We start from the raw sequence: 1,471 nt of genomic DNA, 5'->3' as shown, positions 1-1,471 counted from the left end.
CTGGTGCCCTGGACGTCCGGACGTCCCCGGGCGCTCACCGGGGTGGACCTCGAGGTCCGCGCCGGGGAGGTGCTCGGCCTCGTCGGCCACAACGGCGCCGGCAAGAGCACGCTGATGCGCGTCCTCGCCGGGCTGGAGGCGTGCGACGAGGGCGTGGTCACCGTCCGCGGGCAGGAGGTGCCGCGCGACGTCGGGCCGGGGGCTGCGGAGTTCCGCGCCGTACGGATGGCCTACCAGGAGACGTCGCTCTGCCCCGACCTCACCGTCGCGGAGAACATCTGGATATCCTCCCGATCCTGCCTGCCCCGACTGCGGTGGCGGCGGGCGGCCAGCGTGGCGGTCCAGCGCCGGCTCGACGAGATGTTCCCGGGTCACGGGGTGGCGCCACGGGACCGGGTGGAGGACCTCACCCTGGCCCGCCGACAGATGGTGGAGATCGCCCGGGCGAGCCTGGTCGACCGCCTCGACCTGCTGATCCTCGACGAGCCGACCGAGTCCCTCGGCCCGGACGCCGCCCGCTCCCTGTACGACCACGTCCGTACCCTCACCGCGCAGGGCTCGGCCGTGCTGCTCATCTCGCACCGCATCCGCGAGGTGCTGTCGGTGGCTGACCGGGTCGCCGTGATGCGCGACGGGGCGGTCGTGGCGGACAAGCCGGCGGCCGGGCTCAGCGAGGCCGACGTCCTCGTCCTGATGGGGGCCGAGGTGGCCGCCCCGGCCAACCCCGACCCGGTGCCGGCAGCCGTACCGGCCGGTGACCGGCCGGTCATGGCCGAGCTGCGCGGCGCCAGCGGCCAGGGCCTGCACGACGTCTCGGTCCGCATCGGCGCGGGCGAGGTCGTGGGCCTCGCCGGACTGGCCGGCCAGGGCCAGCAGGAGGTGCTCGAACGGCTGTGGCGCCCGGTCCGCAAGGACACCACGGTGCACGGCACCCGCGCGTACGTGCCGGGCGACCGGCAGCGCTCCGGCGTGTTCCCGCTGTGGTCCGTGGCGGAGAACCTGATCGTCACCGCGCAGCGCGGACTGGCCCGGTACGGCCTCCGCCGCCGGGCCGAGGAAGGCGCGGCGGTGCGGAGCTGGGTCGACCGGCTGGCCATCCGCGGCGGCGCCGACGCGGGCATGACCGAGCTCAGCGGCGGCAACCAGCAGAAGGTCATCGTGGCCCGGGCGTTCGCCTCGACGGCCGACCTGGTCCTGCTCGACGACCCGTTCCGCGGGGTGGACGTGCACACCAAGACCGACCTGTACGCGCTCATCCGCGCGGAGGCTGCCAACGGCCGCAGCGTCGTCTGGTACTCGAGCGAAAACGCCGAGATGGCGCACTGCGACCGGGTCTACGTGCTGCGCGCCGGCCGGGTCGTCGCCGAACTGACCGGCGAGGAGATCTCGGAGGAACGGATCATCGCCGTCTCCTTCGCCGAGTCGACGGGAGCACCGCGATGACCAACCTCGTCGTGGCGGCCGTGCCGCC

1 protein-coding gene is annotated in these 1,471 nt (G+C 74.4%); it reads left to right on the top strand.

The genetic code is table 11. From position 1 onward, the window contains the following. The coding region (locus AB0J68_RS32145) for a sugar ABC transporter ATP-binding protein (protein WP_363942644.1) at window positions 1-1,443 on the top strand (1,443 nt) is incomplete at its 5' end. Window positions 1,444-1,471 lie beyond the last annotated feature (28 nt).

Source organism: Micromonospora sp. NPDC049580 (assembly GCF_040675595.1).
In the GTDB taxonomy this organism is placed as follows: Bacteria; Actinomycetota; Actinomycetes; order Mycobacteriales; family Micromonosporaceae; genus Micromonospora.
Note: the sequence above shows the minus strand (reverse complement) of the source record. Positions and strands in the feature narration are given on the sequence as shown.